Origin of the sequence: Streptomyces sp. NPDC059224, from assembly GCF_042754285.1 — a bacterium.
Lineage (GTDB): Bacteria > Actinomycetota > Actinomycetes > Streptomycetales > Streptomycetaceae > Streptomyces.
The window spans coordinates 197,437-221,442 of record NZ_JBHZAN010000015.1; the positions used below are offsets into that span (position 1 = coordinate 197,437).

The 24,006-nt window shown below is 73.4% G+C and carries 20 protein-coding genes and 6 pseudogenes; 16 read left to right on the forward strand and 10 right to left on the reverse strand.

Translation table 11 applies throughout. The features are described from left to right. Positions 1-356: 356 nt before the first annotated feature. Together ACFXI4_RS18580 and ACFXI4_RS18585 are read left to right on the forward strand one after the other, a co-directional pair. A complete protein-coding gene (locus tag ACFXI4_RS18580) occupies positions 357-680 on the forward strand; it encodes a hypothetical protein (RefSeq protein WP_362729697.1) in 324 nt (107 codons plus the stop codon). A gap of 183 nt (positions 681-863) precedes the next feature. Beyond that, positions 864-1,397: pseudogene (locus ACFXI4_RS18585) on the forward strand (ATP-binding protein); the annotation flags it as partial. Between the two features lie 238 nt (positions 1,398-1,635). Here the strand turns inward: ACFXI4_RS18585 and ACFXI4_RS18590 are convergent. Next, positions 1,636-1,920: an SHOCT domain-containing protein gene (locus tag ACFXI4_RS18590; protein WP_384991938.1), complete on the reverse strand. Its 285-nt coding sequence runs from the start codon at positions 1,918-1,920 to the stop codon at positions 1,636-1,638. Positions 1,921-2,099: 179 nt separating this feature from the next. Between ACFXI4_RS18590 and ACFXI4_RS18595 the strand changes: the two genes are divergently transcribed. The 3 genes and pseudogenes from ACFXI4_RS18595 to ACFXI4_RS18605 all read left to right on the forward strand — a co-directional run. Continuing rightward, complete coding sequence (locus tag ACFXI4_RS18595) at positions 2,100-2,654, forward strand: TetR/AcrR family transcriptional regulator (protein WP_384991940.1); 555 nt, start codon at positions 2,100-2,102, stop codon at positions 2,652-2,654. A gap of 66 nt (positions 2,655-2,720) precedes the next feature. Beyond that, positions 2,721-3,305, forward strand: coding sequence for a DUF4865 family protein (locus ACFXI4_RS18600; protein WP_384991943.1), 585 nt, complete (start codon positions 2,721-2,723; stop codon positions 3,303-3,305). Next, positions 3,302-4,126: pseudogene (locus ACFXI4_RS18605) on the forward strand (phosphotriesterase); the annotation flags it as partial. The gene ACFXI4_RS18600 and the pseudogene ACFXI4_RS18605, both read left to right, overlap by 4 nt. Before the next feature lie 66 nt (positions 4,127-4,192). On the opposite strand, the gene ACFXI4_RS18610 reads toward ACFXI4_RS18605, so the two are convergent. After that, positions 4,193-5,428: an ROK family protein gene (locus tag ACFXI4_RS18610; protein WP_384991944.1), complete on the reverse strand. Its 1,236-nt coding sequence runs from the start codon at positions 5,426-5,428 to the stop codon at positions 4,193-4,195. 136 nt (positions 5,429-5,564) lie between these two features. Then, positions 5,565-6,215, reverse strand: a complete 651-nt coding sequence (locus ACFXI4_RS18615) for an alpha-ketoglutarate-dependent dioxygenase AlkB family protein (RefSeq protein WP_384991947.1) — start codon at positions 6,213-6,215, stop codon at positions 5,565-5,567. Positions 6,216-6,282: 67 nt separating this feature from the next. Between ACFXI4_RS18615 and ACFXI4_RS18620 the strand changes: the two genes are divergently transcribed. Further along, the gene (locus ACFXI4_RS18620) at positions 6,283-7,413 is read left to right on the forward strand and encodes a methyltransferase (RefSeq protein WP_362731352.1); all 1,131 of its coding nucleotides are present in this window, start codon (positions 6,283-6,285) and stop codon (positions 7,411-7,413) included. Between the two features lie 98 nt (positions 7,414-7,511). Here the strand turns inward: ACFXI4_RS18620 and ACFXI4_RS18625 are convergent. After that, a pseudogene (locus ACFXI4_RS18625) lies at positions 7,512-7,634 on the reverse strand (fructose-bisphosphate aldolase); the annotation flags it as partial. Positions 7,635-8,013: 379 nt separating this feature from the next. On the opposite strand from ACFXI4_RS18625, the gene ACFXI4_RS18630 reads away from it, so the two are divergent. After that, positions 8,014-8,793, forward strand: a complete 780-nt coding sequence (locus ACFXI4_RS18630) for a DeoR/GlpR family DNA-binding transcription regulator (protein WP_384991951.1) — start codon at positions 8,014-8,016, stop codon at positions 8,791-8,793. A gap of 31 nt (positions 8,794-8,824) precedes the next feature. Here ACFXI4_RS18630 and ACFXI4_RS18635 read toward each other — a convergent pair whose 3' ends face one another. The 3 genes from ACFXI4_RS18635 to ACFXI4_RS18645 form a co-directional block, all read right to left on the reverse strand. Then, positions 8,825-9,220 (reverse strand): luciferase family protein, encoded by a 396-nt coding sequence (locus ACFXI4_RS18635; RefSeq protein WP_384991953.1) that lies wholly within the window; start codon positions 9,218-9,220, stop codon positions 8,825-8,827. 207 nt (positions 9,221-9,427) lie between these two features. After that, a complete protein-coding gene (locus ACFXI4_RS18640) occupies positions 9,428-10,087 on the reverse strand; it encodes a response regulator (protein ID WP_384991955.1) in 660 nt (219 codons plus the stop codon). Further along, positions 10,060-11,349 carry a sensor histidine kinase gene (locus tag ACFXI4_RS18645; protein ID WP_384991957.1) on the reverse strand — a complete coding sequence of 430 codons (1,290 nt, stop codon included), beginning with the start codon at positions 11,347-11,349 and terminating at the stop codon, positions 10,060-10,062. Before ACFXI4_RS18645 ends, ACFXI4_RS18640 begins: the two co-directional genes overlap by 28 nt. A gap of 263 nt (positions 11,350-11,612) precedes the next feature. On the opposite strand from ACFXI4_RS18645, the gene ACFXI4_RS18650 reads away from it, so the two are divergent. The 5 genes and pseudogenes from ACFXI4_RS18650 (at position 11,613) to ACFXI4_RS18670 (ending at position 17,436) form a co-directional block, all read left to right on the forward strand. Continuing rightward, positions 11,613-12,026, forward strand: coding sequence for a hypothetical protein (locus ACFXI4_RS18650; protein ID WP_384991992.1), 414 nt, complete (start codon positions 11,613-11,615; stop codon positions 12,024-12,026). Further along, the gene (locus ACFXI4_RS18655) at positions 11,978-13,453 is read left to right on the forward strand and encodes a BTAD domain-containing putative transcriptional regulator (protein ID WP_384991989.1); all 1,476 of its coding nucleotides are present in this window, start codon (positions 11,978-11,980) and stop codon (positions 13,451-13,453) included. The genes ACFXI4_RS18650 and ACFXI4_RS18655 overlap by 49 nt, the downstream gene beginning before the upstream one ends. Positions 13,454-13,570: 117 nt before the next feature. Continuing rightward, a complete protein-coding gene (locus ACFXI4_RS18660) occupies positions 13,571-14,086 on the forward strand; it encodes a DedA family protein (RefSeq protein ID WP_384991959.1) in 516 nt (171 codons plus the stop codon). A 170-nt stretch (positions 14,087-14,256) separates the two neighbouring features. Next, entirely contained in the window at positions 14,257-14,994 is a 738-nt protein-coding gene (locus ACFXI4_RS18665) for an ABC transporter ATP-binding protein (RefSeq protein WP_384991961.1), read from the forward strand. Beyond that, positions 14,988-17,436: pseudogene (locus ACFXI4_RS18670) on the forward strand (FtsX-like permease family protein). Before ACFXI4_RS18665 ends, ACFXI4_RS18670 begins: the two are co-directional and overlap by 7 nt. 311 nt (positions 17,437-17,747) lie before the next feature. Here the strand turns inward: ACFXI4_RS18670 and ACFXI4_RS18675 are convergent. After that, positions 17,748-17,906 (reverse strand): annotated as a pseudogene (locus tag ACFXI4_RS18675) (TauD/TfdA family dioxygenase); the annotation flags it as partial. A 341-nt stretch (positions 17,907-18,247) separates the two neighbouring features. Continuing rightward, complete coding sequence (locus ACFXI4_RS18680) at positions 18,248-19,867, reverse strand: alpha/beta hydrolase (protein ID WP_384991964.1); 1,620 nt, start codon at positions 19,865-19,867, stop codon at positions 18,248-18,250. Positions 19,868-20,237: 370 nt separating this feature from the next. On the opposite strand from ACFXI4_RS18680, the pseudogene ACFXI4_RS18685 reads away from it, so the two are divergent. The 3 genes and pseudogenes from ACFXI4_RS18685 to ACFXI4_RS18695 form a co-directional block, all read left to right on the forward strand. Further along, positions 20,238-20,390, forward strand: a pseudogene (locus ACFXI4_RS18685) (arginine deiminase family protein); the annotation flags it as partial. Between the two features lie 23 nt (positions 20,391-20,413). Then, positions 20,414-21,118, forward strand: a complete 705-nt coding sequence (locus ACFXI4_RS18690; protein WP_384991966.1) for a CPBP family intramembrane glutamic endopeptidase — start codon at positions 20,414-20,416, stop codon at positions 21,116-21,118. Positions 21,119-21,176: 58 nt separating this feature from the next. Next, positions 21,177-21,911 carry a maleylpyruvate isomerase family mycothiol-dependent enzyme gene (locus ACFXI4_RS18695; protein WP_384991969.1) on the forward strand — a complete coding sequence of 245 codons (735 nt, stop codon included), beginning with the start codon at positions 21,177-21,179 and terminating at the stop codon, positions 21,909-21,911. On the opposite strand, the gene ACFXI4_RS18700 is transcribed toward ACFXI4_RS18695, so the two are convergent. Further along, the gene (locus ACFXI4_RS18700; RefSeq protein ID WP_384991972.1) at positions 21,843-22,325 is read right to left on the reverse strand and encodes a MarR family winged helix-turn-helix transcriptional regulator; all 483 of its coding nucleotides are present in this window, start codon (positions 22,323-22,325) and stop codon (positions 21,843-21,845) included. The two genes, ACFXI4_RS18695 and ACFXI4_RS18700, sit on opposite strands and share 69 nt — an antisense overlap. 86 nt (positions 22,326-22,411) lie before the next feature. Here ACFXI4_RS18700 and ACFXI4_RS18705 point away from each other — a divergent pair, with 86 nt between their 5' ends. Then, a complete protein-coding gene (locus tag ACFXI4_RS18705; RefSeq protein ID WP_362731199.1) occupies positions 22,412-23,887 on the forward strand; it encodes an MFS transporter in 1,476 nt (491 codons plus the stop codon). Positions 23,888-24,006: the final 119 nt, after the last annotated feature.

A 24,006-nucleotide genomic window follows, 5' to 3' on the forward strand; every position in this document is an offset into this window, starting at 1 on the left:
GGCGGACTCCTTGCGCTGGGCGCCGACGGCGTCGAAGTGCGGCCGACGCACCGATCATAAGCATCCTCCGCAGCGCTTCTCACCTGCATAAACACATCTTTGGGCGTCTCAAAGGCCCACTGGGGAACGGTGGCTCGAATCCAACGGGGGCGCATTGCCCCGAGTGCTCCGGGCGCCCCCTGCCCGGCCGCCCGTGCGTACTGGTGCTCCTCGCCGGGGGCGGGCAGACTGCCACCGGACGGGACGAACGTCCCGAACGGGGGCGCACACTGGATCACCACACGAGCCGGAGCACGCCGGCCCGGGCCACAAGCCCGCGGGCCGGTCAGCGAGGTTCTCGAAAAGGGGCGGGCAGGATGGCGGAGCCGGAGTTCACGGCGAAGGGCGTGCGGATCGACAAGCGGCTGCGTTCGCTCACCCGGGCCGGGCAGGTCCGGATAAGCGACGGCAGGCTGCAGCTGCTGACCAGCTACGGCAGTGAGATCGACAGCGCGCCCGTACAGGCGGTACGTGCCTCCAAGCCGTGGTTCGCGGCGCAGGACCGGGCCCTGGCCGACCTCAACGGCCAGCGCTACTCGCTCACCCTGGGCGAGCACGACCCGGCGCCGGGCGAGCCCGGGCCGCCCGCGGCGAGCCGCTTCATCGAGGCGGTGCGGCGGGCCGCCGGACGGGACCACTGAATCACGGCGAGTTGCGGGACCGTGTGCGCTGGGTCACGCTTGTCTCACGTCACTCTGGGTTTACCGGCGATAACGCTGCGAACCAGCCCGCCGGCCACGACAGCAGGCGGCCCCATGGACGGCGGCACCCTGCTGGATCCGTTCTCCGTGTTCTTCCGGACCTCACGTCGGGGAGTCGCAGTCGTGATCGAACACCCAAGCAGACACTGCTCGGTGGAGCTCCAAGCCCTGCCCTCGCGGATCGGCCAGGTCCGCAGAATCGTATCTGCACAGTTGCGCTACTGGCGCCTTGACCCGTTGATAGACCGGGCCGCGCTCGGTGTGACGGAGTTGCTGACCAACGTCCACCGGCACGCCCAGCCCGACAAGAACTGCACCGTGGAGATCGAGCTCCAGCTCGACCGGCTCACGGTGTCCGTCCGTGACCACGATCCACGGCTCCCGGTGGTCGAGGACGGGACGGACGTCGCCCCCATGGCCACCTGCGGACGGGGCCTGGCGATGGTGGCGGCGGTCAGTGAGAGCTGGGGGGTGCGACCGCACGACGACGGCAAGGTCGTGTGGTTCACCCTGCCCGCGTCGGCCGCCGCGTCCAAGGCAGGCCGCCCGCAGCACCGTACGCCCGAGCCGGCACCCCGGCGGGTCGTGGCGGCCGGACCGGCGGCCACCGGAGCGCCGGCCGTCGCGCACGCGACCGCGGGCGCCCCCGCCACCGCACAGGTCGGCGCCGGTGCCCCCGCTGCCGCACACCTGTCCGCCGGTACCACCGCCGTCACACCCCCGGCCACGGGTCCCTCGGCTGCCGTACCCGCGACCGCCGGTGCCTCTGACACCGCACACGCTCCCGCCCGCTCGGCTGTCGCCAGTTGAGCGGGCGGTGAGTTTCCCTCCCGGGCGCCCCCGCACGGCGAACGGGCGCCCGAAGCGGGGTCGCCCGGTGGGGCCGTCGTCGCGCTCAGGCCGCACCGCCCTTGCCGATGCGGCCGAACTGCTCCTCCAGGACCGACAGCCGCCGCCAGTACTCGTCCTCGTCGATCTCGCCGGAGGCGAAGCGCCGGCCGAGGACGGCGAGCGGTGAGTCGCCGGCCGGGCGCGCGACGCCCATCGGCCGCCAGGGGCCGCCGCGCCCCGCGGTGCGGCGCAGGACGGTGACGACGCCGATCACCGCCGCCGCCCAGATCAGCGGGAAGAACAGGATCCACGGGCCGGGCCCGCCGTCCCAGTTCGCCAGGGTCTCCATCTCGGCTCAACTCCTTTGCCGCAACGTCTTGGTGTGTCGCATCGAGACTGGCTCGGCGGAGGGGTGCGGGTCGTCGTGCGGCCGGCGGCAGTCGCCGTACCTCCTGGGGAGTACGCGGCGGCGGCCGGGCCGCTTCCGCAGGCCGGCATTCTGTAACTACCAGTATGTACACTGATCGTATGAGCACGCCGGAGCGTCTGATCGAGTCCACCCGTGAGCTGCTCTGGGAGCGCGGCTACGTCGGCACCAGCCCGAAGGCGATCCTGGAACGCGCCGAGGCCGGCCAGGGCAGCATGTACCACCACTTCAAGGGCAAGCCGGACCTGGCCCTGGCCGCCATCCGGCGCACCGCCGAGGAGTTGCTGGCCGCCGCGGAGGGTGTCCTCGCCGGGCCGGGCTCACCGTACGAACGGATCGAGGCGTACCTGCGGCGCGAGCGCGACGTACTGCGCGGCTGCCCCGTCGGACGGCTGACCATGGACCCGGACGTCATCGCGAGCGACGAACTGCGGGCACCCCTCGACGAGACCCTCGACCGGATCCGGAGGCTGATCGCCGGGATCGTCGAGGAGGGCAAGGAGCAGGGGCAGTTCGGGCCGCGGGTGGACGCTGCGGAGATCGCCGCGACGGTCCTGGCGACCGTGCAGGGGGGTTACGTCCTCGCCCGTGCCTCCGGCTCGCCCGCCGCGTTCGACGCCGGCGTACGCGGACTGCTGTCACTGCTCAGGAGCTGACGTACGTGCGCGCAAGTGCGCCGCCGAACACCCCCTCGCCCGAACGCCCGAGAGAGAGGTTCGTTCATGCACGCCCTGCAGTACGAGCTGACGCTGCCGGCCGACTACGACATGGGCATCGTCCGTGACCGGGTGGCCCGCGTCGGGCATCTGCTCGACGACTGGGACGGCCTCGTCTTCAAGACGTACCTGGCGCGCGAGCGCGGTGTGCACGGCTCACCGGTCAACCAGTACGCGCCGTTCTACCTCTGGAACACCGTGGCGGGCATGAACCGCTTCCTGTGGGCAGGCGCCTTCCAGGGGCTCGTGAACGACTTCGGGCGGCCCGAGGCACGGCAGTGGTCGGGACTGGCGTACGAGGAGGGCGGTGCGGCCGATGCCCGTGCCGCCCTCGCGGTCCGGCGACGGGAGCCGGTGCCGGAGGGGACCGAGCTGTCCGGGCTGATGGCGGACGCGGTGCGGGAGACCGGGCGGGTCGCGGCCGAGGACGGGGCGGTGCTGGCGGCGGCGGCCGTGGACACCGCCCGCTGGGAGCTGGTCCACTTCTCGCTCTGGGCGCACGAGGTCCCGAAGGCCGAGGGGGACGTGTTCCAGGTGCTGCACATGTCCGCGCCCGGCCGGGACCGGCTGCCGCGCGGACGGCAGTGGTGAGCACCGTCCGGACCGTCCTCGGCGACCTGCGGCCCGAGGACCTCGGCGTGTGCGACGCGCACGACCACCTCGGGCGGGACGGGCGTCGTGCGGTGGACGCCGTACGGGATGGGGCGGCGGGCGGCCGACCTGCCCCTGCTGTCCCGGGCCACCGGCGTGCATCTGGTCTGCGCGACAGGACTGCTTCAAGCGGCCCACTGCACACCGGAGTTGCTCGGCGGGCTGGGCGGTCGGCTCGCCGACGTCTTCGTCCCCGAGCCGACCGAGGGCATCGGGACGTCCGGGGTGCGCGCCGGTCTGATCAAGGTGGCCGGCGGTTTCCACGCGCTCGACGCGCACGCCCGCTGGACGATGACGGCCGCCGCGGAAGCCCACCACACGACGGGCACGCCCATCGGCGTGCACCTGGGGCTGGGCACCGGCGCACTCGACGTACTGGACCTGCTGTACGGGCAGTTGGGCGTGCCCGGCGACCGGGTGATCCTCGGTCATCTCAACACCGCTCCCCCGATCTGGTCGTCCAACGGCAGGCCGCCTCCTCCGGCTCCCGGCTGGCCTTCGACGGGCCGTCCCGGACCAACCACACCACCGACCGGCGGATGCCGGCGGCCGTCCGGGCCCTGGCCGAGGCGGGCTTCGGGGACCGGCTGCTGCTCGGCGGGGACACGGTGGTGGCGGGGGCCCGGTCGGTGGACGGCGGGCCCGGGATGCCGTACCTGCTGCGGCGGACCCGGCCGCGGCTGGAGGCGGAACTGGACGCGGAGGGGGTTCGCCGCATCCTCGTCGACAACCCGGCCCGGGCGTTCGCCGTCGACTGGCGTCGGTCGCCTGGACCTCGGCCGAGAGCCACGGGGGCCCGACGGCGCGCGGGCCTCAGGGGCGGACGGTCACCGCAGCGCCCCCAGTGGGTCGTCCAGCACCGGCTGCCATGCCAACTCGGCCGCTCCCACGAGGCTGTTGTGGCTCAGCGTGCACGGCAGGATCGGTACGCCACCGCTCTGGCCCCACAGGCTGCGGTCGGCGACGACGGCACGCAGCCGCTCGGGGTCGGCGTCCAGCAGGGTGCGGTGCAGGCCGCCGAGGATGATGCGGTCGGGGTTGAGGATGTTGACCAGACCGGCCAGGCCCAGGCCGAGGCGGTCGATCAGGGCCTCGGCGGCCCTGCGCACGGTCGGGTCGGCGTAGTGGTCGCGGACCAGGTCCTCGGCCTGCCGGAGCAGCGACACCTCGGGGCCGGGTTCCCGGCCCGCCTCGATGAGCAACGCCAGCGGATCCGCCTCCACGTCCAGACAGCCCCGGCCGCCGCAGTGGCAGGGGCGGCCCTCGGGATTGACGGTGAGGTGGCCGACCTCCAGGGCCAGCCCCGAACTCCCGGTGTGCAGGCGCCCGTCGAGGACCAGTGCGCCGCCCACACCCCGGTGCCCGGTGGCCACGCACAGCAGATCACGGGCGCCCCGGCCCGCGCCGTGCCGGTGCTCGGCGAGTGCGGCCAGGTTCACGTCGTTGCCCGCGAAGGCCGGGCCGGTGATCCCGGCATCGCGCACGCACTGGGCGAAGATCCGGCGTACCGGCGCGCCCACCGGCCAGGCCAGGTGCAGGGGGTTGAGGGCGAGGCCCTCCGGTTCGGCGACGGCGGAGGGCACGGCGAGACCGGCGCCGACGCAGTGCAGGCCGGTGGTGCGGAGCAGGCCGGCGCCGGCCTCCACCACCGAGCCGAGCACCTTCGCCGGGTCGGCGTCGACGGTCTCGCAGCCGGGTGCGGTGGCCAGGATCCGGCCGCCCAGGCCGACCAGCGCGGCACGGAATCCGTCGGCGTGGACCTGCGCCGCGAGCGCGACGGGGCCGCGTTCGGCGACCTCCAGGCGGTGCGAGGGGCGGCCCTGCGAGCCGGCCGCGGCCCCCGGGTGGGCGTCGACCCTGATCAGGCCGAGCGCCTCCAGTTCGGCGGCGACGGCGCCGGCCGTGGCCCGGGTGACACCGAGTTCGGCGGTGAGCACGGCGCGGGTGGGGGCGCGGCCGGTGTGCACGAGTTCCAGTGCGGGACCGAGTGCGCCGCGCCCTCGGTCCAGCCGGGGCTTCGAGGTTCCGTTCCCCGTCGGGCCGGGGGCCGCCTTGCCGCTCATGAGAGGGAGTCTGCCATGATCCGCAGGAGCGGCCGTATCGAAGGTACGGCGGCGTCGGGGCTGGTCGGGCCCACGCGGCGCGGCCGCACATCGGTTCAGCCGCGCGCCCCCGGCGGAGCGCTCCGGCCCGGGCACGTCACCATCCGCCGACTCTCAGTGTGATGTTCAGACGGCCGGTCAGGCCCAGCTCCGCCGGTCCGGTCCCCGGGTGGACCCGCGGTACCCCGTGATACGCCAGCCTGCTCTCGCCCCCGAACACGAACAGGTCGCCCGAGCGCAGTTCCACGTCCGTGTACGGCTTCGTCCTGGTCTCGGTGTTCCCGAAGCGGAACACGCAGGTGTCGCCGAGGCTCAGTGACACCACCGGTGCGTCGGACCTCTCCTCGGCGTCCCGGTGCATGCCCATCCTGGCGTCGGCGTCGTAGAAGTTGATCAGTGCGATGTCGTACGACAATCCGTCCGCCGCCCGCGGGCCCAGCGCGTCGGTCACCGCGCGGCGGCCCAGTTCGTCGAGCCAGGCCGGGAACGGCTTGACGGGGCTGTGGTCGCCGTCGACGACGGTGCGGGCGTAGGCGTACGGGTACCAGTGCCAGCCCAGGCAGACCTGGCGGGCGGTCATGGTGCCGCCCTGGGGCGTGCGGACGGTGCGCAGTCCGGCGGGTGGCCGGGCCCACGTCCGGCATGCGTCCAGCAGCTCACTCTGGCCGCGCGCGCTCAGCCAGCCGGGGACGTGCACGGCGCCCGGCGCGACCTGGGCGCACGCCCTCGGAAACAGTTCGTCCTCCATGCCCCCATCCTGCCCGACCGGGTCTGAGCTGCGGCTCCGCTAGCCTGGACGCACGATGAGCGACCGTATGACGACTGCGTGGGGCGAGTACGAGCTGGCCCGCTTCCCCGAGGAGCCGAGCGACCGGCTGCGCGCCTGGGACGCCTCCGACGCGTACCTGCTGAGGTATCTGGCCGAGGAACGGACCGGACTGTCCGGGACGGTCGTGGTCCTCGGCGACCGCTGGGGCGCCCTGGTCACGGCGCTGGCCGGGCACCGGCCGACGCAGATCACCGACTCGTACCTGGGCCAGGAGGCGACCCGGGCCAACCTGGCGCGTGCGGGCGTCGAGCCGGGGGCGGTACAGCTGCTCACCACCCAGGACCCGCCGCCGGAGCGGGTGGACGTGCTGCTGGTGCGGGTGCCGAAGAGCCTGGCGCTGCTGGAGGACCAGCTGCTCAGGCTGGCGCCCGCCGTGCACGCGGACACGGTGGTGATCGGCACCGGCATGGTGAAGGAGATCCACACGTCGACGCTGCGGCTGTTCGAGCGGATCCTCGGCCCGACCCGGACCTCGCTGGCCCAGCAGAAGGCCCGGCTGATCCACTGCTCCCCGGACCCCTCGCTCCGGCGGCCGGTCAACCCGTGGCCGCTGAGCTACGAGCTCCCGGACGGGATCGGTGCGGCCGCCGGGCGTACGGTCGTCAATCACGCGGGGGTCTTCTGCGCCGACCGGCTCGACATCGGCACCCGGTTCTTCCTCCGTCATCTGCCCACGGGCGGGCGCCGGGTGGTGGACCTGGGATGCGGCAACGGGGTGATCGGTACGGCGGTGGCGCTGGCCGATCCGACGGCCGAGGTGCTGTTCGTCGACGAGTCGTTCCAGGCGGTGGCCTCGGCGGAGGCCACCTACAAGGCGAACGGGGTACCCGGGCATGCCGAGTTCCGGGTCGGGGACGGGCTGGCCGGGGTCGCTGCCGAAAGCGTGGACACGGTGCTGAACAACCCGCCGTTCCACTCCCACCAGGCGACCACCGACGCGACGGCGTGGCGGATGTTCACCGGGGCGATGCGGGCACTGCGGCCGGGCGGCGAGCTGTGGGTGGTCGGCAACCGCCACCTGGGCTACCACCTGAAGCTGCGCAAGCTGTTCGGCAACAGCCAACTGGTCGCCAGCGACCCGAAGTTCGTGGTGCTGAAGGCGGTCAAGCGGGGATAGTCCCCAGGCACCGGTGATCCTCGTGATCTCGTGGACCACGGCCTCCCCGCCGACGCCGAGGGCCGCGGTGCGGGTCGGTCATGGCGTGCACGCGGCCGGACCGCGACGGGCACGCAGGCCGGTCCGACGGCCGTGGCGGCCGCGCGGGCGAGCGGGAGGAGTTGTCCGTGGCGGAACTTGACGGCGTTCTCGCCGGCTTGGAGGACCACGGGCGAACCGGCCCCGCCGACGGCCCGGTCACGCCTCACCGAGCGGGCGGGGTTCACCGAGCGGGCGAGGTGGCACGGCCGGCCGGGGTCGAGGCTCCGGGCGGCTGCGATCCCGAGACGCCGGGCGCGGACGGGTGCGGCGAGCGGGTCGAGGCTGCCGGGGGCGGCGGTGATCGCGGGCGTGCGCAGGTGCCCCTTCAACTGGGCCGGCCGTCGCAGGACTTCGGTGGTGGTGGCGGGGCGGGTCAGGGTGGGCAACCGGGTTGGTTGCCCACCCTCCCCGGATGTGACTGTTCCTGCACGATGGGTGCGGCTTGCGAGCGTGAGCGAGCATCTGGGGGTGGACGGGGTGGGTTAAGGTCGCCGGGAGATCGAGGAACGGAGGCGGCGGATGTCGCGCGACGCCCGCTGGAAGGCGCTGCTCGAGCTGCTGGTCGAGCGCGGCCGCCTGGAGGTCGAGGAGGCGGCGGCGGAGCTGGCGGTGTCGGCGGCGACGATCCGCCGGGACCTCGACCAGCTCGCCGAGCAGCAGATGCTGGTGCGCACCCGGGGCGGGGCGGTGGTGCACGGGGTCTCCTACGAGCTGCCGTTGCGCTACAAGACCGCCCGACGGGCCTCGGACAAGCAGCGGATCGCCACGGCGGTGGCCGAACTGGTCGCGCCGGGCGAGGCGGTGGGACTGACCGGCGGTACCACCACCACGGAGGTGGCCCGCGCCCTGGCCGTGCGCGGGGACCTCACCACCGGCACACCGGCGCTCACGGTCGTCACCAACGCGCTCAACATCGCCAACGAGCTGGCCGTGCGGCCCCAGTTCAAGATCGTGGTGACGGGCGGGGTGGCGCGTCCGCAGTCGTACGAGCTCATCGGGCCGCTCGCGGACGGTGTGCTGGGTCAGATCACCCTCGACGTGGCGGTGCTCGGGGTGGTCGCCTTCGACGTGCTGCACGGCGCAGCGGCCCACGACGAGGCGGAGGCCGCGATCAACCGGTTGCTGTGCGAGCGTGCCGCCCGGGTGGTCGTCGCCGCCGACTCCAGCAAGCTGGGCGGGCGGGCGTTCGCCCGGATCTGCGCGGCGGAGCTGGTGGACACGCTGGTCACGGACACGACGGCGGCGCCGGAGACGGTGCGCCGGTTCGAGGAGGCGGGGATCCGGGTCCTGACGGTGTGACCCGGCCGGCACCGCCGGTGTCCGTCCGGGGTCAGACGCCGCTGGTGTCCGCACTGACGAAGCCGGCCCCCCGCTGGTCGTTGCAGCCGAACACGGGCCGGTCGGCCGGGTCCGGCCAGCTCTGGCGGGCCTGGAGGGCGACGCTCACCAGGGTCAGCAGCAGATCCACGTCGCTCGCGGCGTCGAGTCGTATGGTCACCCACTGCGAGCCCGGGACGATGCGGATCGCCCCCGTGCTCTTGAGGTCCTTCGCGAAGTGCCGGATGGCGTGGGTGGTCAGACGCAGGTCCACGTCGCGCTCCGAGTGGAAGTGCGCGATCTCGCCCTGCGACGACCTCACGGCCTGACCCAGACCACAGCTCGGTACCGCCTGGGTCAGGTCGGGCCAGGTCGCCAGTTGCGCAAGAGCGCGCGAGGCCAACGTCATGGGGCCATCATGGACCGCTCACTCTCCGGTAACCAACCGGCGAGCAGTTATTAACCGAGCTGTTGCCGGGCTCCGTCCGAACACGGGCGCTCGAGACGAGTGAATATCCGCAGTGTTTCAGCGGTTTGAGTGACGGAAGGCACCTCTCGGACATCCGGGAACGCGCATGGTGGACGCCACGTCTGTCCAGGTATCGCTCCCTGGGCGTCACGCCCTCAGGTAGGCGAGGACCGCCAGCACCCTGCGATGTGTCTCCTCCGCGGGAGGCAGATCCAGCTTGGTCAGGATGCTGCTGATGTGCTTGCCGACGGCCGCCTCGGAGACGACCAGTTCGCGGGCGATCGCCCCGTTCGACTTGCCCTCGGCGATCAGTGCCAGCACCTCACGCTCGCGGGGGGTGAGCCGCTCCAGCGGATCGCGGCGGCGGCGCAGCAGTTGACGTACGACCTCGGGGTCGACGACGGTGCCGCCTTCCGCGACCTCCCACAGGGCGTCGATGAACTCCTCGACCTGACCCACCCGGTCCTTGAGCAGGTAGCCGACGCCGGTTCCGTCACCGGAGTCGAGCAGTTCGGAGGCGTACGTCCGCTGCACGTACTGGCTGAGCACCAGGACCGGCAGCGTGGGCCGCTTCTCCCGCAGCCGCACCGCTGCGTGCAGCCCCTCGTCCTGGAAGCCCGGCGGCATCCGCACGTCCGTCACCACGATGTCGGGACCGTGCTCCTCGACCGCGGTGATCAGCGCCTCGACGTCCCCCACGGCCGCGACCACCTCGTGGCCGCAGCGGCCGAGCAGACCGATCAGCCCCTCCCGCAGCAGCACGCTGTCCTCGGCCAGAACTACGCTGAGCGATCGGTCCGTTCGCAAGGAAACTCCACACGCAACTGGGTCGGTCCGCCGGCCGGACTGGACAGGGAAAGTCTGCCATCCAGCACCGACACCCGGTCCGCGAGCCCGGGCAGCCCGCTGCCGGACCCGGCCCGCGCCCCGCCCCTGCCGTCGTCGCGCACCTGCAGGAGCAGCCGCCCGTCGCGGTGGCCCCCCGTCACCTCGGCCCGGCTCGCCCCGCTGTGCTTGGCGATGTTGGCGAGGGCTTCGCAGACCACGAAGTACGCGGCGGACTCCACCGCCGGGGGAAGTCGTCCGTGCAGTTCCAGGTCGACGTCCACGGGGACCGCGGAACGGTCGGCGGCGTCGGCGACCGCCGCTTGGAGACCGTAGTCCGTGAGCACCTTCGGGTGGATGCCGTGGATGAGTTCACGCAGCTCCGCGAGGGCCTTGCCCGCCTCCTCATGGGCCTTGGCGAGCTGGTCGGCGAGCGGTCCCGGCGGGACGTCCAGGCGGGCCAGGCCGAGGGTCATCGTCAGTGCCACCAGCCGCTGTTGAGCCCCGTCGTGCAGATCGCGTTCGATGCGCCGCCGTTCCGTCTCGAAGGCGTCCACCAGACGGACGCGCGACCGCGTCAGTTCCATGACCCTGGCCCCCAGGTCGCCCCCGCGCGGCGCGATCAGCAGCCGCGTCAGTTCCGCACGGGCACCGGCGGCGACCCCCAGGGCGTAGGCGCCCAGGAGCAGAGCGAGCAGTCCGAGCACGGCGATGCCGAAGGCCGTCGGCCAGGTCGTGACGGTCCACGCCTTGAGCACCTTGGTCTCCTCGCCACCGCCGACCGTGGCCATCAGCAGCGGGGTCGCGACCATGGCCAGCGGGAAGAGCAGGCCGACCGTGATCGCGAGGGCGTCGACCGGCCACAGCAGACCGGCGAAGATCAGGGCGTAACCGAGCTCCCGCCAGGTGGCCTGCTCCCTCAGACGCACGGTCAGCCAGGACCACGGGCCCGCGGCGGCGGGCCCGTGGTGCCGGTCGGGAGCCGGATCCCGGTCGATCAGGCGTAGCCGGTACCGCTCCGCCCGGGCCACCGGGATCCCGGCGAGGGCCACGACGACGAGGAGCGGAAGCCCCACCAGCACGATCGCCAGGGCGCCGCTCACCGTGATCGCCACCAGCAGTCCCGCCAGGGTGACGACGCCCGCCGGCACCCCGGTGAGCAGGAAGCCGGCCGAACGCCACGGCCACGACGACAGCAGGAAGCCCGGCCGCGACATGGCCTGCCACACATTGCGAGGGTGCATGAGCGTCACCGTAGAAGGCGTGCACCTCGGCTGCCATCGGTTCAGCGGGACTCCTGAGGTAGGGCCAGCACTACCGCCGGGGGTGGGGGCGCGGAGCACGACACGCTCGTCGCAGGCTCTTGCCAGCGCAGCCTGCTGCCAGCAAGAAGGCGAAATTCCGCCAGTTCCTGGCACAAGCACGGGGCCGGAAACGACGCTTCGGCGTTCCGAGCCGACCAGGACGCGCTGCGCGGCCCGGGTCGTATCGAGGTGGGGGATGACTCATGGAATTCCGGCTTCTCGGACCGGTGGAGGCACGAGAGGGCGCGCGCCGCATTCCGCTCTCGGGGTCCAAGGTGCACACGGTACCGGCCGTGTTGCTCCTGGCCCGGAGCCGGGTGGTGAGCGACGAGCGGCTGAGCGGACTGCTGTGGGAACGGCATCCGCCCACCACCATGAACGCCCAGATCTACACGTATGTGTCACGGCTCAGAAAGCACCTCGGCCCCTGCGTCGACCTGGTTCGCGGGCAGCCCGGCTACCAGTTGATCGCCGCCGACGCGGAGGTCGACGTGCTGGAGTTCGAGCGCCTGGGCAGCTGGGCCGCACGGCGCTGGAGGAGCGGCGGTTCGACGAGGCGTCCGGTGCCCTGCGGCGCGCGCTGGACCTGTGGCACGGCCCGGCGCTCGCCAATGTGACGCCGTTTCTCACCGACGCGGAGCTGCCGCGGCTGGAAGAGGCACGGACCAGCGCTCTGGAGCACCGCATCGACGCCGATCTCGAACTGGCCAGGCACGAACGGCTCGTTCCCGAACTCAGCGGTCTGGTCGCCCAGTTCCCGGTGCGGGAGCGGCTGCGCGCACAGCTGATGACGGCCCTGTACCGGTGCGGCCGGCAGGCCGACGCGCTCCAGGTGTTCCAGGAGGGCCGCCGGGTGCTCGCCGAGGAACTCGGGGTGGACCCCGGTCACGATCTGACCGCCACCCATCAGGCGGTCCTCACGGGGAATCCGAGCCTGCTGCCGCAGTCCGCGCCGGTGACGGTGTCCGCGCCGCCGCACGCCGCGCCGCCGGTCATGGTGCCGCCCGCGCTCGCCGACTTCACCGGCAGGCAGGGTGAACTGGCCGAGCTGCACGCACTCCTGACACCCGCCCCGGGGCCCTCCGAGGCCGCCCCCCGGGCGCGCCGCATACTGATCACCGGTATGGCGGGGATCGGCAAGACCGCGCTCGCCGTGCAGGCCGCGCACGCCGTGGCCGGCGAGTTCCCCGACGGTCTGCTGCACGTCCGGCTCCGCGACGAGGACGGTACGGTCAAGGACCGTGCCACCGCCCTACGGCAGTTGCTGCGCGCGCTCGGAGAGCCCTGTGACGACGCGTCGGCGTCCGGCGAGGGTCCCGAGCAGCTGGACGGCCTGATCAGCCGCTACCGCACCCGTACGGTCGGGCGGCGGATGCCGATCCTGCTGGACGAGGCGCCGAACGAACTCCACCTCGACGCACCGCTTCCGGCCACCAACGACGCCGCCGTGGTCGTGACCAGCCGCAGCAGGCTCTTCACGATGCCCGGCTTCCGTACCATCGCGCTCGGCCCGATGCAGACCCCGCAGTCGCTCTCCCTGCTCGCCGCCGTCGCGGGCGAGCCCCGCATCCTGGCCGAACCCGGCGCCGCCGGTGTCGTCGCCGAGGCGTGCGCCGGACTGCCGCTCGTCCTGCGGGCCGCGGCGACCCGGCTGGCCGCCCGTCCGCACTGGCCGGTGGCCCGCCTTGCCCGGCGTCTGTCCGATCCGGCGGAGCGCGTAGCGGAGTTGCGCGTCGGCGACCTGGACGTACCCCGGGCACTCGGCTCCGCCCTGGACCATCTTCCCGTCGGCGAAAGGGAGTTGGCCTGCGCCCTGGCAGCCGCGGCGCACGGGACGTTCGGCGCGGTCGCCGCCCTGGAGTTCGGCATGCCCGAGGAGTCGGCCGAGGAGCTCCTGGAGCGGCTGGTCGAGAAGTCCGTGCTGGAGCTGGCGGGCATCGACGGGGAGGGCGCGCCCCTGTACCGCTTCAACGAGCTGACGCGACTCGTCGCGGCAGGTCCGCAACGGTGCCGGGCGGACGTGCGGCTGACCAGGGTGAGTTGAGGCGAGTACGGCGGGTATGCCTGGCCCTACCCCAGGTGTCGTTCCTGCCGCAGTGCGCGACGGTGCCCCCACACGGTTTCGTGGAGTCATCGAGCGGACGAGAGAGGCGGCGCCCCGATGGCGGGATGGCTCACGGAGCACATGGCGGCGCACGGGAGCTCCGGCATCCTCGCCGCGGTGCTGCTGCTGCCCGCGCTGGAGGCGGCGCTGCCCATGGTGGGCGCGCTGCTGCCGGGGCAGACGGCGGTGGTGCTGGGCGGCGCGCTCGCCAGCGGGGGCCACGTCTCCGTCGAGGCGGCGCTGTGCACCGCGGTGGCCGGCGCGGTCCTCGGCAATGTCGCGGGATACGCGGTCGGACGCCACTGGCGGACGCGGGCGCTGGCTCCCCCGCGTGGCCGCGACCGCCGGCGCCGGTACCCCGAGCGGGCCCTCGGGCTGATCGAACGGCACGGCGGCTGCGCGGTGTTCGTCGCCCGCTTCACGGCGGTGCTGCGCACGCTCGTGCCGACCCTGTGCGGGGCGACCCGCATGCCCGTCCGGGCCTACCTCCTGTGGTCCGTGGTCAGCAGCGTCGTGTGGGCACCGGCCTTCGTCCTGATGGGGTACCTGCTGGGGGCCGCCGGCCCCGGGTGACTCCCCGGTGGCCGGGGCCCCGGCCGGCCGCGCGGCTTGCTGCCGCCGCAGCCATCTGCCACCCGCCGCACCGGACCGGCCGCCCGGCGTCCGGTCCGGCACGACCGCAACGAACACCTCTCCGTCGCGCCGGACGCGCCGGAGTACCGACACCGAACGAGTAGGGACAGATGAACAAGGACGCGATCCAGTTGCGCTCCGTCAGCAGGCGTTACGGGGCGGGTGACAGCGTGGTGACAGCGCTCGACCAGGTCTCGCTCTCCTTTCCCGCGGGAACGTTCACCGCCGTCATGGGCCCCTCGGGCTCGGGCAAGTCGACCCTGCTGCAGTGTGCCGCCGGGCTGGACCGTCCCACGTCGGGCTCGGTCTCGGTGGGCGGGACCGAACTGACGAAGCTGAGCGAGACCAAGCTGACCCTCCTGCGGCGCGAACGCATCGGCTTCGTCTTCCAGGCGTTCAACCTGATGCCCTCCCTGACCGCCGAGCAGAACGTGGGGCTGCCGCTGCGTCTCGCCGGCCGCCGCCCGTCCAGGGCCCGGCTGCGCGAGGTCCTCGAACAGGTCGGCCTGGCCGACCGGGCCGGCCACCGGCCGACGGAGCTGTCCGGCGGCCAGCAGCAGCGGGTCGCCCTCGCCCGCGCCCTGATCACCCGCCCCGAGGTGCTCTTCGGGGACGAGCCGACCGGCGCCCTCGACTCGCAGACGGGCCGCGAGGTGCTGAAGCTGCTGCGCGACATGGCCGACTCCGAGGGCCAGACGGTCATCATGGTCACGCACGACCCGGTGGCCGCGTCGTACGCCGACCGCGTCGTCTTCCTCGTCGACGGACGCGTCAACGGCGAGATGGTCGGGGCGAGCGCCGACGACATCGCCACCCGCATGACCAAGCTCGAGGCGTCCCCGTGCTGAGTGTCGCCCTGCACACCCTGCGCAGCCGCTGGATCTCCTTCGTCGGCAGCTTCGTCGCGCTCTCGCTCGGTGTCGCGCTGATCGCCGTCATGGGCCTGGCCCTCGCCTCGTCGCTGGACGCGCCCGACCGCAGGCCCGAACGGTTCGCCGCCGCACCGGTCGTGGTGAAGGGAGCGGACAGCCTGCGGGTGTCCACCTCGATCGGCGTGCGGGTTCAGAAACTCGCCGAGCCGCGTGCCGTACCGCCCGAGGCCGTCGCTAGGCTGCGGGGGATCGGGACCGTCGTCCAGGACCGGTCGTTCGCCGTACGGGCCCTGGGCGGGCCGGCCGACCTGGTCGGTCACCCCTGGTCCGTCGCCGCCTTCGCCTCGTACCGCATCGACACGGGCCGGGCTCCCCGCTCGGCCGACGAGGTCGTCGTCAGCGGCGACTGGGCGACCACGGGCGAGCAGGTACGGACCGGTCGCGGCACCGTCCGGGTGGTCGGCACCGTCGCCCCGAGAGGCTTCGAACACGCCGTCTTCTACACCGACGCACGCGCCGCCCGGCTGGCGCCGAAGAGCACCCAGCTGGTGGTGGACGCGGACGCGGCGGCCGTACGCGCCGCGGTGCGCGGAGCCGACGGCGTGCGGGTTCTCACCGGTGACGGACGCCGCTACGCCGACGCGGATCCTGACCGGGACAAGGAGGCCCTCGTCGCGATGAACGCCATGTTCGGCACCGCGGGCGGCGTCACCACCTTCGTGTCGGTGTTCGTGGTGGCGTCCACCTTCGCGTTCTCGGTGGCGCAGCGGCGCCGGGAGTTCGGGCTGTTGCGCACGGCCGGGGCGACGCCGGGGCAGATCCGCAGGATGGTGTTCGCCGAGGCCTTCCTGGTCGGTGTGCTCGCCTCGGCCGCCGGCTGCGTGCTCGGCGCGTGGGGCGTGCCCCGGCTGGCGTCGTGGGTGGTCGACGGCGGGCTCGCTCCGAGCTGGTTCACCATCGGTGGCGCCACCTGGCCGTACTACATGGCTTTCTCGGTGGGGCTGGTGGTCGCCCTGTGCGGCGTGGTGGCCGCCTCCTGGCGGGCGGGCCGCACCGGGCCGGCGCAGGCACTGCGCGAGGCGTCCGTGGACACCCGGACGATGACGTGGGGCCGCTGGCTGTTCGGCGCGGGGCTGATGCTCACCGCCGTCGTGACGCTGGCCCTGGCGCTGTTCAGCGATCCCGGTGACCTGCTCCACCGCAAGACCTACGTGAGCAGGCCGATGCTGCTGATCACCGCGGTGGCGCTGCTCGCGCCGGTGGTGGTGCGCCCGCTGACCCGGTTGCTCGCCTGGCTTCCGGCCCAACTGCCCGGCGCCGGCGGCATGCTGGTGCGGGAGAACGCCGCCGCCGGGGTGCGGCGCACCGCCGCGATCGCGGCGCCGGTCCTGGTCACGGTGGCGCTGGCGGGTTCGCTGCTCGGTGCCACCGCGACACTGAACGAGGCCAAGGCCACCGAGACCCGCGAGCAGACGACCGCCGCCTTCGTCGTCGCCCCGGGGGGCGGTGCCTTCGACACGGCGACCCTGCGGCGGCTGCGCGAGGTGCCCGGCGCCGAGGTGTCCCCCAGCTCGACGAGCGCCGTCTACGTCATGGCGGACGGTGTCGCGCTCAGCAGGGACGAGGCCCGCGCGGCGGACCCCCGTCCGCTTCTCGCCACCACCCGTCTGCCGATCGCTTCCGGCCGGGCCGGCGACCTTGACGACGGCTCGATCATCGTCAACGAGGAGTGGCAGCGGCACACCGTCGGGCAGCGGGTGCGGGTGTGGCTCGGTGACGGTACGCAGAAGACCCTGCGGATCGCCGCGGTGATGACCGCCGGGACCGGCAACAACGGCGTCTACGTCACCCCGCGCAACGCGCCGGGCGCCTCCGTGGACCGGGTCGACGTGGCCCTCGGCGACGACGCCGACGCGAGCGCCGTGGCCGCAGGTCTGCGTTCCGCGGTGCGCGCCTCGGGCGGTGAGGTCCTGACCAGGGACCAGTGGGTGCGGGCCAGTTACCCCGAGACGAACCGGACGACCCGGATGGGTTTCCTGCTCGTCCTCGGCATCGCCCTGCTCTACACCGGTATCTCGCTGGTCAACACCATGGTCATGGCGACGTCGGACCGGGTGCGCGACCTGGCGGTGCTGCGGCTGGCCGGGGCCACCCGGTGGCAGGTGCTGCGGCTGGTGGGCGCCGAGGCGCTGATGGTCGTGGCCGTCGGCGCGGTGCTCGGTCTGCTCGTCGCCGCGCTCAATCTGGCGGGCATGTGGAGCGCCCTGGGCCTGTTGTCGGTGTGGACCACGATCGAGCTTCCCTGGACGGCCATCGGCGCGACCGTGGCCGCCTGCGCGGTGCTGGCCGTGGTCTCGTCCATCGCCCCCGGTGGCCCTGCGCCGCCGGGCGGTGGAGCTGGCGGGCGTCCGGGAGTGACCTGCCGCCCCGGCGCCGGACGGTACGTTCCCCCGCCCCGGCGCCGAACCTCCGCGGCACGCGCGGCGTCCATCCCCCGTGGCCCGCGCCGCGGAGCACCGACGGCCGGGACGACTCCGAGAGGGCGTCCCGGCCGTCCTCGTCGTGCCGCGCGGTCCCGGGGATGCGAACGGTCGCGCGGACGCCGGAAGGCGGCTCCTCCGGTGTCCGTGGAGCCGCGGGGGTGTGCCCCGCGTTCCCGGCCGGCCGGAGGAACCGCCTGGTGGTCCTCGTCGGGCGAGTGGTGACGCCGCTTCTCGCCGAGCGCGACGTCAGCCCGGCACGCCGGCCGTCGTGCCGGACAGCTCGGCCGTCGCCACCGCGATCTTGCGGGGTCCGGTGAACGGCTCCCGGCCGTGCGCGGCCAGCATGTTGTCCACGATCAGCACGTCGTCGCGCTGCCAGTCGAAGCGCGTGGTGGCCGAGCGGTAGGCGCGTGTGGGCCACCCCGGACCGCATGGCCTGGATCTTCTTCGAGCCACGACGAGCCAGAACGAGCCACTCCACACCGCCACCGGCGTGCCCCCTTGCTCGTGTTCGAGGCGCCCCCGCCCTCCCTCGACCACCCGGTGCAGCTTGGTGCCGGAGAGCGTGCGCGGCTTCTCCGGTGGCCCCCGTCCGCCGGGGCGGCTCGGCTTTGGAATAGCTCGAAGCCATGGTGCGGCAGCACGGGAGTAGTGCGGGCGGCCCGCCTTTGCGGCGGGGACGAATGCCGTACTGCCGGTCGCGGTCGCCGCGCTCGTCTCGTCGGTCCCAGTCCGGTCAGTCCCAGTCAGTCCAGCAGCCCCGGTTCCCGTACCGACTCCAGCAGCCCGGCCAGCCTCGCCGTGTCGGCCGCCGTCCAGCCCGGTGGCCGGGTGACCTCCGCCCACGCGCTCGTCGGCAGGGTGCCGTACCGGTGTCCGTATCCGTCCGGGACGCTGTCGGCGCCGGCCAGATCGCAGGCCACCTGCCAGAACGTCAGCAGCGGGTACCAGCGCATCGCCGGTGAGACGTCCCGGGCGCGCGGCGGGTCCAGCCAGTCCGGCCGGTGGAAGGCGAGGGCGGGTGACCACCAGACGACGGGGTCGGAGCCGTTCTGGAGATAGACCGCGCGTGGGTCGCCCCAGGGCGCGGGCGGGACGGCGTAGTCCGCCGGTACCTGCGCGAAGCGCACGTGCGCCCCGTCGCCGACCACCGGCCGCCACTCGGGGCTGCCCGGCTGCCGGTCCGCGGTGACCTTCTTCCACAGGGGGTTGTCGTAGGTCGGCCCGACGAACAGAGCGCCGCCGGTCTGCGAGATGAGCGTGGCCGGGGAGCCGCCGAGGGCGGACTCCATGGAGAAGGAGCCGAGGCTCTCGCCGTATACGACGAGCCGGGGGCGGGAGCCCGCCGGGAGGGTCCGCCACTTCTCGTGGACGGCGTCGAAGAGGGCGCGCCCGGTGGCGGCGGCCTCGTCCTCGGTGAGCGCGGAGACCCAGCTGGGCAGGTAGGAGTACTGCACGGCGACCTCGGCGGTGTCGCCGTCCCACAGGTACTCCAGTGGTTTGCTGCCCTGATCGTTGATCCAGCCGGTGCCGGTGGTGCCCATCACGGCGAGGATCTTGCGGGAGAAGCCGCCGGTGCGTTCGAGTTCGCGGACGGCGAGGGCGGCGCGTTCGCCGGGGGTGTCGGCGGTGCGCAGACCGACGTAGACGCGTACCGGGTCCTTGGCCGGACGGCCGGTGAAGGCGGTGATGTCGGCGCGGGTGGTGGCCGTGCCGACGAAGTCGCGGCCCCTGGCTCCGAGGGTGTCCCAGGGGGCGGCGGACCGGGGGCTGCCGGAGAGGGTGGGCAGGCGGGGCTGGTGGACACCCTCGGCGGTGCCCTGGTCGGCGAGGGACGCGGCGCTCTCCACCGCGTCCAGCGCGCCGCGCAGCAGGAAGCCCTGGAGGATGCCGACGATCACGAACGCGGCGAGGGCGACCCCGGTGGCGTAGGCGACCGGGCGCGGGACGCGCACGCCGAGGGGGCGGACGACGAGGCGGGTACCGAGCCGTACCGTGCGCCCGATCAGGAGCAGCACCGTCGCGACCAGGGCGGCGACGACCGGGACCAGCGCCCACTGCCACCAGACCACCTGCGGGGGCAGGGTCACCGCGCGCCGGACCTCGCCCTCCCAGCGGACGCTCCAGGCGGTGACGGCGACGACCGCGGCCGCCCCGAGTGTCCCGAGAGCCGCCCGGACGATCCTGCGGACCCGCGGGCGGATACGGAAGCCGGCCCAGCGGAGCAGGGACCGGGCGAGGGTCTCCAGTACCGCGCCGACCGCGTAGCCGACGACCGCCGAGACACCGGCGACGATCCCCTGGAGCCACCAGGAGCGCGGTAGCAGGGAGGGCGTGAGGGACAGGCAGTAGCACAGGACCGCCACGGCGATTCCGCACCAGCACGGCCGCCGCCGGACCACCCGGTCCGGGCCCGTCGCATGCCGGTGCACCCACTCCGTCACCCGACGGGGCCAGTCCCTCGTACGATTCAGAGCCTTGCCCGCTGCACCCACTTGGCCACCTCGGGACCACGATCGGCCACCGCGCCCGCCGCCGCATCCGGAAGGCCGCCCGGCCCCTCCTCATGGCCGACAGGAGGTGCGGAGCGGCACGGGATGTCCCAATGTGGTGGGCATGGCCCAGGCCCGGACGACCGAGCGTCCCCGTTCCTCGCCACCTGCGGCCAGGCTCACGCTGACCGCGATGGTGGTCGCCGGGATGCCCAGGCCGCGTTCCGCGATGCACCTGGACACGGTGTTCTTCGCCGGCCGCAACACCCAGACCACCACGCTGCCGCGCAAGGCGGGCGTCGAGGTCATCACCATCGTCGGCGCCGGACCGGGCCGGGGGCGGGGCGGCGGGCACTGCATGACCTGTCCGCCGCTGCGCGACCCGGTCGAGTTCTGACCCGCCCCGGCCCGGACCGGGAGATGCCGGCCTCCCGGGTCCGCACCCGGGCCGCCCTGCCGGCGGCGGTGACCGTGCTGGTGGCGGCCAACCTGCTGGACAACCGGTGGGCCCAATCCTGGATCCTGCTCACCGCGGTCGCCGCCTCGGCGGTCCTGGTGGCGTTGCTGTTCTGGGCCGGGGGCGACTGGGCGGAGCTGGGACTCGGCAGGAACACGCTGGTGGACGGGGTACGTTGGGGGGGCACCCTGATCGGGATCGTCGCCGCCGTCTATCTGTGCGGGGCCCTGGTCCCGGTCACCCGCGGACTCTTCGCGGACCAGCGGACGGACACCCTGAGCGGGGCGCAGATCGCCTTCAAGGCGCTGGTGGCGGTGCCGGTGGGGACCGTACTGCTGGAGGAGATCGCCTTCCGCGGGGTGCTGTTCGCGCTGCTGCGCCGGCTGCGTACGGCGACGACGGCCGCCGTCCTGTCCTCCGTGCTGTTCGGTCTCTGGCACATCCTGCCCTCGCTGAACCTCGACAAGGACAAGCCGACGCTGGGTTCGGTCTTCGGGCAGTCGGCCGCCGGGGCGGTCCTGGTGGACGTGGGAGCGGTGCTGTTCACCGCCGTGGCGGGGTGTCTGCTGTGCTGGCTGCGCGACCGCAGCGACTCCCTGCTGGCGCCGATGGCCCTGCACTGGGCGGTCAACGCACTGGGCTACGCGGTGGGGTTCCTGCTGCGCTAGGACGCAGCGGTCCGGGGCCTGCCGTACCGGCGGATGTCCCGTCGGGCAGACTCGCCGCATGGAGACTGCCGAGTACCTTCAGATCCTTGACCGGGAGGGCCGGGCACTGGCCGCGGCCGCGGAGGCCGCGGGCCCGGACGCCGAGGTGCCGACCTGCCCGGGCTGGCGGGTGCGCGACCTGCTGCGGCACACGGGCACCATCCACCGGTGGGCCGCGGGAGTCGTCGCCGACGCCCACCCCGGCCCCCGGCCCATCCCGGACCCGCCCGGCCTCGACGGCACCGGACTGACGGCCTGGTTCCGGGCCGGCCACCGCATGCTCGTCGACACCCTGGCCGGTGCCCCGCGGCAGGTGACGTGCTGGACCTTCCACCCCGCCCCCGTCCCCTCACCGCTCACCTTCTGGACGCGGCGGCAGGCCCATGAGACGACCGTGCACCGGTACGACGCCGAGGCCGCCCGGGGCGGGCCGCTCTCGCCGGTCGCCACGGACTTCGCGGTCGACGGCATCGACGAACTGCTGCGCGGCTTCCACGCCCGTTCCCGCAGCCGGGTCCGCTCCGAGTACCCGCGGGTGCTCCAGGTGCGCACCGCCGACCGGGACGCGGCCTGGACGGTGCGGCTGTCGACGGAACCGCCCGTCACCGAACTCGGCGTACTCCCCGGTGCGACGGCGGAACTCTCCGGCCCCGCGGACGAGTTGTACCTGGCGCTGTGGAACCGGCTACCGGTGCCGAAGGTGATCGGCGACGCGGAACTGGCCGACCTGTGGCGAACCCGGTCCGGAATCTGACCGCCGGTCCGACAGCCGGCCCTGACCGGCCAGCATCCGGGTGAGCACCGCGCGCTGCACCGGCAGCACCTCGCCGTGCAGCGCGCGCCCCCTGCCGGTGAGCGCCACCCGCACACAGCGCCGGTCCTCCGCGCACATGGCCCGCTCGACCAGGCCGTCCTTCTCCAGCCGGGCGACCAGCCGGGACAGCGCGCTCTGGCTCAGGTGCACCCGCTCGGCGATCTCCTGGACGCGGTAGCTGCAGCCGCCGTCCTCCGCCGTACCGTCGGAGAGCAGATCGAGGACCTCGAAGTCGCTGGCGCACAGGCCGTGGCCGTGCAGGGCGCGGTCCAGTTCGCACTGGGTGCGGGCGTGCAGGGCGAGGATGTCCCGCCACTGCTCCACGAGTGCCTGCTCGGGCTTCTTCGCCGCCATTCCCGCACCGTAGCAGAGACATGGAATTATTGCATCGTAATTAAATGCGCTTGCATTCGATGCATGTGCATGTAGTGTCTGTCCCCATGACCTCTCCGCTCACCGCCCCTGCCACCGAGGGACGCTGGACCCCCCGCCTGTGGGGCACCCTGCTGGTGCTCTGCGCCGCCATGTTCCTGGACGCCCTGGACGTGTCGATGGTCGGCGTCGCGCTGCCCTCGATCGGCTCCGACCTGCAGCTGTCGACCTCCACGCTGCAGTGGATCGTCAGCGGCTACATCCTGGGCTACGGCGGCCTGCTGCTGCTCGGCGGCCGTACCGCCGACCTGCTGGGCCGCCGCCAGGTGTTCCTCGTGGCGCTCGGCGTCTTCGCCCTCGCCTCACTGCTCGGCGGCCTGGTCGACTCGGGCCCGCTGCTCATCGCCAGCCGCTTCATCAAGGGCCTGAGCGCGGCCTTCACCGCCCCGGCAGGCCTCTCGATCATCACGACCACGTTCCCGGAGGGCCCGCTGCGCAACCGCGCCCTCGCCATCTACACCACCTGCGCGGCCACCGGCTTCTCCATGGGCCTGGTCCTGTCCGGCCTGCTCACCGAGGCCAGCTGGCGACTGACCATGCTGCTGCCCGCCCCCATCGCCCTGATCGCGCTCGTCGCCGGCCTCAGGCTGCTGCCGCGCAGCGCCCGCGAACGCGACCACAACGGCTACGACATCCCCGGCGCGGTCCTCGGCACCGCCTCCATGCTGCTCCTGGTGTTCACCGTGGTGGAGGCCCCGCAGGTGGGCTGGGCATCGGCCCGCACCCTGCTGTCCTTCCTCGCGGTCGCCGTCCTGCTGACCGTCTTCGTCCGGGTCGAGCGCCGCTCCCCCGGCCCGCTCGTCCGGCTCGGCGTGCTGCGCTCCGGCAGCCAGGTCCGGGCCCAGCTCGGCGCGGTCGCCTTCTTCGGCTCCTACGTCGGCTTCCAGTTCCTGACCACCCTGTACATGCAGTCCCTGCTCGGCTGGTCGGCGCTGCACACCGCCCTGGCCTTCCTGCCCGCGGGCGCGCTCGTGGCGGTGTCCTCGACCAAGGTCGGCGCGATCGTGGACCGCTTCGGCACCCCACGGCTGATCGCGGCGGGCTTCGCGTTCATGGTCCTCGGCTACGCCCTGTTCCTGCGCATCGACCTCGACCCGGCGTACGCCGCGGTGATCCTGCCGTCGATGCTGCTGATCGGCGCGGCCTGCGCGCTGGTCTTCCCCTCGCTCAACATCCAGGCCACCAACGGGGTCGACGACCACGAGCAGGGCATGGTCTCCGGGCTCCTCAACACCTCGGTGCAGGTGGGCGGGGCGATCTTCCTGGCGGTCGTGACAGCCGTGGTCACCGCGGGCGCTCCGGCGCACCCGACCCCGCAGGCGATGCTCGACAGCTACCGCCCCGGCTTCATGGTGGTGGCGGGCGTGGCCCTCGCCGGTCTCCTGATCACGCTCACCGGGCTGCGCACCCGGCGTACCCAGCAGAGCGTGGTGATCGCCCAGTCCACCTCCCTGGAGGCGGAACGCGTGTCCGTGCGCGACTGACGCGCGACCGGTACGCGACCGACGGGGGCCGCCTCCCTACGTGCGCCCGGCGGGGGGGGGGGGCCCCCCCCCGGCCCCCCCGGGCCACCCCCCGGCCCAACCCGGCACGGGGGCGGCCC

Coding starts and splice junctions, on each gene's coding strand:
- ACFXI4_RS18690 (WP_384991966.1), top strand. CDS start 20,414: ATGCCGGCCTCCCGGGTCCGCACCCGGGCCGCCCTGCCGGCGGCGGTG.
- ACFXI4_RS18580 (WP_362729697.1), top strand. CDS start 357: ATGGCGGAGCCGGAGTTCACGGCGAAGGGCGTGCGGATCGACAAGCGG.
- ACFXI4_RS18590 (WP_384991938.1), bottom strand. CDS start 1,920: ATGGAGACCCTGGCGAACTGGGACGGCGGGCCCGGCCCGTGGATCCTG.
- ACFXI4_RS18620 (WP_362731352.1), top strand. CDS start 6,283: ATGACGACTGCGTGGGGCGAGTACGAGCTGGCCCGCTTCCCCGAGGAG.
- ACFXI4_RS18600 (WP_384991943.1), top strand. CDS start 2,721: ATGCACGCCCTGCAGTACGAGCTGACGCTGCCGGCCGACTACGACATG.
- ACFXI4_RS18700 (WP_384991972.1), bottom strand. CDS start 22,325: ATGGCGGCGAAGAAGCCCGAGCAGGCACTCGTGGAGCAGTGGCGGGAC.
- ACFXI4_RS18705 (WP_362731199.1), top strand. CDS start 22,412: ATGACCTCTCCGCTCACCGCCCCTGCCACCGAGGGACGCTGGACCCCC.
- ACFXI4_RS18695 (WP_384991969.1), top strand. CDS start 21,177: ATGGAGACTGCCGAGTACCTTCAGATCCTTGACCGGGAGGGCCGGGCA.
- ACFXI4_RS18660 (WP_384991959.1), top strand. CDS start 13,571: ATGGCGGGATGGCTCACGGAGCACATGGCGGCGCACGGGAGCTCCGGC.
- ACFXI4_RS18615 (WP_384991947.1), bottom strand. CDS start 6,215: ATGGAGGACGAACTGTTTCCGAGGGCGTGCGCCCAGGTCGCGCCGGGC.
- ACFXI4_RS18635 (WP_384991953.1), bottom strand. CDS start 9,220: ATGACGTTGGCCTCGCGCGCTCTTGCGCAACTGGCGACCTGGCCCGAC.
- ACFXI4_RS18645 (WP_384991957.1), bottom strand. CDS start 11,349: ATGCACCCTCGCAATGTGTGGCAGGCCATGTCGCGGCCGGGCTTCCTG.
- ACFXI4_RS18630 (WP_384991951.1), top strand. CDS start 8,014: ATGTCGCGCGACGCCCGCTGGAAGGCGCTGCTCGAGCTGCTGGTCGAG.
- ACFXI4_RS18610 (WP_384991944.1), bottom strand. CDS start 5,428: ATGAGCGGCAAGGCGGCCCCCGGCCCGACGGGGAACGGAACCTCGAAG.
- ACFXI4_RS18595 (WP_384991940.1), top strand. CDS start 2,100: ATGAGCACGCCGGAGCGTCTGATCGAGTCCACCCGTGAGCTGCTCTGG.
- ACFXI4_RS18665 (WP_384991961.1), top strand. CDS start 14,257: ATGAACAAGGACGCGATCCAGTTGCGCTCCGTCAGCAGGCGTTACGGG.
- ACFXI4_RS18650 (WP_384991992.1), top strand. CDS start 11,613: ATGGAATTCCGGCTTCTCGGACCGGTGGAGGCACGAGAGGGCGCGCGC.